This window comes from Pedobacter sp. SYP-B3415 (genome assembly GCF_004138205.1).
Classification (GTDB): Bacteria; Bacteroidota; Bacteroidia; order Sphingobacteriales; family Sphingobacteriaceae; genus Pedobacter.
In genome coordinates this window covers 131,449-138,833 of sequence record NZ_RXNQ01000005.1, presented here as the reverse complement: position 1 = coordinate 138,833, position 7,385 = coordinate 131,449, and the positions used below count along the sequence as shown (strand labels likewise).

Genomic DNA, 7,385 nt, shown 5'->3' with positions numbered 1-7,385 from the left:
TTTGCCGGCATATAAGCCTGCTATAGCTTCCTTTTTGAAGCTTTCAAAGTCAAAGTCTTCTTGTGTTGCCATTGTTTATGTCGATAGTTTAAAGTTACACTATTGACACAGTTCAGGAAACACCCTCACGTGTATTGGTTGAGTTTAGTTTTTCGGTAGATCCTGGTAGTGGGCGCCTGTTCCAGTGCGCTATGAGGGTTAATTCGAGACTTGACGCCGGCTTCTGCAGCTTGCAGGTCTGCTGCTTTATGCACAGGTTCAGCGTACTTTGAATGTGCGCTTAGAGTATCTTTCGGCCCGCTGGCGATTTCTGCCAGATGCGGACGCATTTACAAGGCCAGTCGTCATAACCCTGCCGGCATGCAGGCCACAGTTCTCTCAAAGCTATATTGTGAACAGCTTGCAAAACTTTTGGAAATAACAAAAGCCGCCTAATCAGGGCGGCTTTTTACCAATCAATATTAAAAAGGAGAACCTTTTTATTTGTCTAAAATTACGACACCTTTTGCTTCAAATGCAAGCTCTTTTTTTGGTTCGGTAATTTTTGCTACTTCTTCAGCAGATTTATTCGCGTCTTCGGCGTAATGGCGTAGGGTTTCAACAGAGATAGTCTGTTTCTTTGCTATACCATCAAGAACCACTTTTTTACCGACAATGTCCATGGGCATGAAGAACGCATAATCTTTAAACGTTACCCGCATCGGTTTGCCATCAGGCATTTTTAATGTGATCCAGCAACCTTTCTTTTTGCATACATCGGCAACCTCGCCCTGAATCTGCAGGTCAGCGGTTTTGTTTTCGCCCATTGCCTGCTCCATTTTAGCCGCAGGAACAACCTTGCTGTCTGCGCTTACGCCGGTACCAAAAATTTTGCCTTTCAGCTCAGCCTGCTGCGCAAAGGCGACAGTCGTAAAAGCCGCCACAGCCAGGGTTAACATTAGTTTTTTCATTTCGATTGATTTGATACAAAGGTAATTAAAAGATAAAAAAAAATCCTCGCTATTTTTCAATAACGAGGACAATCATCCCTATTGTGTCAATGACTGTGTCACTAACGCAGGCTGTATTGCAAATGCATTGCCATAAATTCCATATTCCTCACAATATTTTAAACTATTGATAATGAGACTTTTAATTTTGTTCATTATTTTAACAGCGATATTGCTGAAATAGTTAACTGTAGATTTTCTTTCTGAAAACTGTGGAAATAGGGTATAAAATTCCCCGCTACCCAAAAAGAATTGTGAAGGCCTCTTCAATTTTCCCGATGGCTTCAATCCGAAGTTTGAAGCGGGCAGTATCGACACCCTTCAGGTTGTATCGTGAGATAAAGATCCGTTCAAAGCCAAGTTTATCAGCTTCGGCTATGCGTTGTTCAATCCGGCTTACCGCGCGGATTTCTCCGGAAAGGCCTACCTCGGCGGCAAAACAGTTTTTTCCCGAGACAGGAATGTCTTCATGTGAAGAGATCGCTGCGACCACCACGGCAAGGTCGATGGCCGGGTCTTCGACTTTGATACCACCTGCAATATTCAGAAATACATCTTTGATACTTAACCTGAAGCCGCAACGCTTTTCGAGCACCGCAAGCAGCATATTCATTCTGCGCGTGTCAAAGCCGGTAGCAGATCGCTGTGGTGTGCCGTAGGCAGAGACGCTTACCAGTGCCTGGGTTTCTATAAGCATGGGCCGGGCTCCTTCCAGCGTTGAAGCGATTGCAATGCCGCTTAATTCTTCTTCGCGCTGCGACAATAGGATTTCTGAAGGGTTTGAGATTTCCCGGAGACCGCTTCCCTGCATTTCATATATTCCGAGTTCTGAGGTAGCGCCGAACCGGTTTTTTATTGACCGCAAAATGCGGTAAACATGGTGACGGTCTCCCTCAAACTGCAGGACGGTATCAACCATATGTTCAAGGATCTTTGGTCCGGCTATTGAGCCGTCTTTCGTAATATGGCCAATCAGGATGACCGGTACGCCGGTCTCTTTTGCAAACCGGAGCAATTCGGCAGTGCACTCCCTTACCTGTGAAATGCTGCCGGGCGTTGAGTCGATATGGGCTGAGTGTAACGTCTGAATTGAATCGATTACCACAACATCTGGTTCGAGCGTTTCGAGCTGCTTAAAAATGTTCTGGGTAGCGGTTTCTGTAAGAATGTAACAATCGGCCCCATCTTTATTCCGGATGCGTTCTGCCCGCATCTTGATTTGTTGTTCACTTTCCTCGCCAGATACATAAAGCACCTTGCGGTGGCGCATGTTGAGCGCAATCTGGAGCATGAGGGTAGATTTGCCGATGCCGGGTTCTCCGCCGATTAATACCATAGATCCGGCCACGAGACCCCCGCCCAGCACACGGTCCAGTTCGGCATCGCTGGTGGGCATGCGTCGCTCCTCAATAGATTCAATATCGGTAACTTTGCTGGGTTTGCTAAGCACCCGGCTTCCGCCTTCAGAACGCCAGGTTGGAACCTTGGCGTTTCCGCGTTCAAGCACCTCCTCTACAAAGGTATTCCATTGCTGACAGGCGGGACATTTTCCAAGCCACTTGGCTGACTCATAGCCACAGCTCTGACAAAAGTATGCTGATCGGGTTTTTGCCACGGAGGTGTATTTAAGTATGATAAACGGAGAAAAATTCTGACAGCAGGCCGTTTATTGCCTGCTGTCAAAATTATATGATTAGAGTTTTATTTCCTCGTCTTTCGCCGAAATAAAATGGTATTCGACGAGGTTATACGAAGGCTGGGCTTTAACCTTAACCCACTGGCCATATTTTACAAACCACTTTCTCTGCAGGGAAAATATGCCTTTTTTAATGTAAGCTTCGATGTAGGGGTGTACCGAAAGCGTAATATTTTTTTCATTCTGCTCACGCAGGATATAGGCTAGGTTGTTTTCGATATCATCCATCAGAACAATACTCGAGCGGATTTCGCCGGTTCCGCCGCAGGTCGGACAAACCTCATTCGTAACGATGTTCATTTCCGGCCTTACACGCTGACGTGTAATCTGGACCAGACCAAACTTACTTGGAGGCAAGATGGTGTGTTTGGCCCTGTCAAGCATCATGAGATCACGAAGATGGTCAAAAAGTGCTTTCCGGTTGATCGGCTTGTGCATGTCAATAAAATCGACCACAACAATACCGCCCATATCACGCAGACGAAGCTGGCGGGCAATTTCTTTAGCCGCCTCTTTGTTTACCTGCAGCGCGTTTTCTTCCTGATTCTCTTTGCTTGCCGTACGGTTACCGCTGTTCACGTCAATAACGTGCAGGGCTTCGGTATGCTCAATAACAAGGTAGGCGCCGCCTGCCAGGTTTACTGTCTTGCCGAATCCGTTTTTAATTTGTTTTTCAACGCCAAAGTGCTCAAAAATCGGTTCCTTATGTTTGTAAAGTTTAACGATCTTTTCCATTTCAGGAGAGATCTCTTTTACATAAGACCGGATATCTTCAAACAGATCGGGCGAATTTACATAGACATTTGCGAAGTCTGTGCTGAAAATGTCGCGGATCAGGGTAGAGGTCCGGTCCATTTCGCCCCATACACGTTTGGAGGGCTCTGCTTCGGGCAGTTTCCGGGAGAAATTCTCCCATTTAGCTACCAGGTCAAGCAGGTCTTTCTGCATTTCTGCAACGCCGCGGCCTTCAGAGACCGTGCGGATGATAACGCCAAAGTTTTGCGGTTTGATGCTTTCAATGATCTTTTTCAGGCGATTCCGTTCCGTATTGCTTTTTATCTTTTTCGAAACTGATATGGCATTCGAAAAGGGAACAAGCACGACATAACGCCCGGCAATAGACAGATCAGAGCTCAGTCTCGGACCCTTTGTAGAGATCGGTTCTTTTGCGATCTGAACAGGAAGGAGGAGATTTTTCGATAAGACTTCGGAAATCTTTCCGGACTTATTGATGTCAGGCTCTGTTTTGAAATTGTCTAAAAGATCACCACGTACCGAACCGTTGCGTTTGATTTTCGTAAGCTTAATCAAAGACTGGACCTGAGGTCCCAAATCGAAATAATGCAGAAATGCATCTTTCTCATAACCAACATCAACAAATGCAGCATTCAGGCCGGGCATGATTTTCTTTATGCGGCCTAAATAGATGTCGCCAACGGCGTAGTTATTGTTGATCTGTTCGTTATGAAGTTCTACGAGTTGTCTGTCTTCGATTAAGGCAATCGTAACTCCCGTAGGAGCCGAATTGATTATTAATTCCTTAACCAACAGCTATAGATTTCAAGGCTGTGGAGCAGCCTTAGTAAATACAATGGATACTCATTACACAAAAACAGATACATACGCAGAAATACAAGCCATTGGGTAACGGCCTGTATTTGCGAAGTTCTATTGAAATAAGAAATTATTTTTTCTTATGTCTGTTTTTTCTTAAGCGTTTTTTACGCTTGTGGGTAGCCATTTTATGTCTTTTTCTTTTTTTACCGCTTGGCATAGTGTTTTGAATTTAAATGTTTTTATTAATCCTGTTAATTAATTTTTATTTTCCAGCTCAGCTACCTTCTTATCCAGGAACTGGGTAAGCGTTGGGTTGCCGGCTATCTTTTTACTTTGTTTGTAGGCTGCAATGGCCTCCTGGTTTCTGTTCAGGTTTTCATACGCAGTTCCCAGATAAAAGTAGGCGTCTGCAGAGGGTTTCTGTTCAATAACCTTTGTGAATCTTGGTACAGCTTTATCAAACTGTCCCGACTTTAATGAAAACAGACCCAGGTTCATGTTTGCCCTGATATTTGACGGGTCCTGCTTAACAACATCAAGCAGCATCGCAATACCTTGCATTGGCATGCCCATTCCGTTTACGATCGTAATACCCATGCCCATTTTCGCTTCCAGATTTGTTGAATCTATAGCAAGGGCATTTTTGAACGACAGATTTGCCTGTTTTAACAATGCAGGCTGCATCAGGCTGTCCTGGGAAAGATCAAACGCCTTCAAAAAGCGGCTTCCGGATTTTGTCCAGTTTTCAAGAGACGGCTGGGCTTTTGCAACGAATTCCAGATACATGGCACTCGGAGCAGCTTTCTCCAGATCGTCCCATTTTACTGCAAGAGCTTCAGCACTTTTTACTTTTTCGGCGCCGGTAGCGTTTTTAAACGCCGCTTCGAGTGTGCCAACCTGTGTGGCCATATCGGCACTGATTTCATTTTTGGCAATTGAAGATACATCTTCAATCTTCAGTTCAGGGCCGGCTGCCAAAGGCTGTTCGGCATCAGGCGTTTTTCCGTTCTCGTTTGTCGGTTTAACCAGGCCCTTAATGTCTCTGGTAAACAGGAAGACCATCAGCAGCAGGATTGCTGCGATGATTCCACCTTGTTTTAGTTTAAGATTGTTTACCATAAGACTGCGGTAACTAAGCTTCTACCTTAATTTTTTTTGAGTTATTTTTCACTTTGTCTACAAAAACCTTTGCTGGTTTAAAACTTGGAACAAAGTGTTCGGGAATGATGATAGCAGTGTTTTTTGAAATGTTTCTGGCAGTTTTTTGTGCCCTCTTCTTCACCACAAAGCTTCCGAATCCGCGCACGTATACATTCTCTCCGCCGATCATGCTGTTCTTAATTACCTTGAAGAACGCCTCAACTGTTTCCTGTACATCTACCTTTTCGATACCGGTCTTTGTTGATATCTCTGAAATAATATCTGCCTTGGTCATTTTATTGTATTAATTATTTGTGTATGTTACTAATTATATGTGTTTTGGGGTTGCAAAAGTATCGCTTTTAAACGAGATAGGGAAATAAAAGATGATTTTTTTAGCCCGTTCAAGATCAGCCAATTGCAACTTTTTAGTGAAGCAAAGAAATACTGCGTATTTTTGCATTTATGGGCTTTCAGAACACAATAATTGCCTGGTATCAACAGCATAAACGAGACCTACCCTGGCGAAATACAACCGACCCGTATGTAATCTGGTTATCAGAGATAATTCTTCAGCAGACACGTGTTGACCAGGGCCTGCCGTACTTTCAACGTTTCCTGGATGCTTATCCGTCGGTTTCAGATTTTGCTGCTGCGAGTGAGCAGGAGGTGCTGCGCATGTGGCAGGGCCTTGGGTATTACTCGCGCGGCCGGAATATGCACTTTACCGCCAGGCAGGTGGTCGCTTTACCCGGGGGAGCTTTCCCGACAGGCCATGACGAGCTTATCAGGTTAAAAGGTGTAGGCGCCTATACAGCTGCTGCCATAGCCTCATTTTCAGCGAACGAACCGGTGGCGGTTGTAGATGGCAATGTGTACCGGGTTCTTGCCCGGTACTTTGGTGTGCACTTGCCAATTAACAGCAATGCAGGAAAAAAGGAATTTGCCATGCTGGCAAACGAGTTGCTCGACCGGGAAAATCCCGGCATCTATAACCAGGCCATCATGGAATTCGGCGCGCTGCAATGTAAGCCGGTTTCGCCAGACTGTCCGGCATGCCCCTTAAAGGAAAGCTGTTATGCTCTAAAGAAGGGCGAGGTGAAGACGCTGCCGGTTAAACTGAAGAAAGCAAAACCTAAAGACCGGTATTTTCTTTATCTGCTGTGCCGCGAGGGGAATAAAGTGCTCGTCAAACAACGTGGTTCAGGAGATATCTGGCAGCACCTTTATGATTTTCCGCTTGTTGAACAGGGCGGACCGGAAGGCACAATCCCAGGTTTGCAAGCCCTGGCGCAGATTCACAGCCGCTTCGGACAGCTTGTGACAATCAGGCCGTTACAGTATAAAAAACACCTGCTTACGCACCAAATTATCCACGCCCATTTTTTTGCTTTAGAAAATTATATCATTAACTTTAAAGAAGAGGCGGAATATAAGTGGGTTTCTGTAGACGAGCTGGATGCCCTTCCCTTACCAAAAATAATCTCCGGATTCAAGGATGATTTTTTGAACAACTAAACCAAAATATATATGTCAGGAATTAACAAGGTCATTTTAGTCGGGCATCTGGGTAAAGACCCTGAAGTCAGGCATCTGGAGGGCGGAGTTACCGTAGCCAGTTTCCCCCTGGCCACATCAGAAACGTACAATAAAGACGGTAAGCGGGTGGAACAAACCGAATGGCATAATATAGTGCTATGGCGGGGCCTTGCCGAAGTGGCATCAAAATATTTGCAAAAAGGCAAGCTTGTGTACATTGAAGGCAAGCTGCGCACGCGTTCATTTGAAGATAAGGAACGTATCAAAAAATATGTAACCGAAGTGGTAGCCGAGAATTTCACGATGCTTGGACGCAAAAGCGATTTTGAGCAGCCGGCTTCGGCTGCCGGAGCGGTGCACAACGGCTCACAGACTCAGCCAAAACATGAAGATGAATTTACCCTTCCACCGGGTGGAAACATTTCAGATGATCTTCCGTTTTGACAAAGAGCATGTAATAGTGA

At 45.2% G+C, this 7,385-nt stretch carries 7 protein-coding genes; 2 read left to right on the top strand and 5 right to left on the bottom strand.

Features of this window, described 5'->3' with window-relative positions; all coding sequences use genetic code 11:
• Positions 1-479: 479 nt before the first annotated feature.
• The 5 genes from EJV45_RS03800 to EJV45_RS03780 form a co-directional block, all read right to left on the bottom strand.
• Positions 480-950, bottom strand: coding sequence for a DUF4920 domain-containing protein (locus EJV45_RS03800; RefSeq protein ID WP_205942318.1), 471 nt, complete (start codon positions 948-950; stop codon positions 480-482).
• A 277-nt stretch (positions 951-1,227) separates the two neighbouring features.
• Entirely contained in the window at positions 1,228-2,604 is a 1,377-nt protein-coding gene (gene radA, locus EJV45_RS03795; protein WP_129714321.1) for a DNA repair protein RadA, read from the bottom strand.
• 78 nt (positions 2,605-2,682) lie between these two features.
• Positions 2,683-4,233, bottom strand: coding sequence for an Rne/Rng family ribonuclease (locus EJV45_RS03790; protein ID WP_129714320.1), 1,551 nt, complete (start codon positions 4,231-4,233; stop codon positions 2,683-2,685).
• Between the two features lie 264 nt (positions 4,234-4,497).
• The gene (locus tag EJV45_RS03785; RefSeq protein WP_129714319.1) at positions 4,498-5,361 is read right to left on the bottom strand and encodes a tetratricopeptide repeat protein; all 864 of its coding nucleotides are present in this window, start codon (positions 5,359-5,361) and stop codon (positions 4,498-4,500) included.
• A 13-nt stretch (positions 5,362-5,374) separates the two neighbouring features.
• Positions 5,375-5,677 carry an HU family DNA-binding protein gene (locus EJV45_RS03780; protein WP_107213100.1) on the bottom strand — a complete coding sequence of 101 codons (303 nt, stop codon included), beginning with the start codon at positions 5,675-5,677 and terminating at the stop codon, positions 5,375-5,377.
• A gap of 170 nt (positions 5,678-5,847) precedes the next feature.
• Here EJV45_RS03780 and mutY point away from each other — a divergent pair, with 170 nt between their 5' ends.
• On the top strand, positions 5,848-6,900 hold the full coding sequence (gene mutY, locus EJV45_RS03775) for an A/G-specific adenine glycosylase (protein ID WP_129714318.1): 1,053 nt from the start codon (positions 5,848-5,850) through the stop codon (positions 6,898-6,900).
• A gap of 12 nt (positions 6,901-6,912) precedes the next feature.
• A complete protein-coding gene (locus tag EJV45_RS03770) occupies positions 6,913-7,365 on the top strand; it encodes a single-stranded DNA-binding protein (protein WP_129714317.1) in 453 nt (150 codons plus the stop codon).
• The last annotated feature ends 20 nt before the right edge of the window (positions 7,366-7,385 follow it).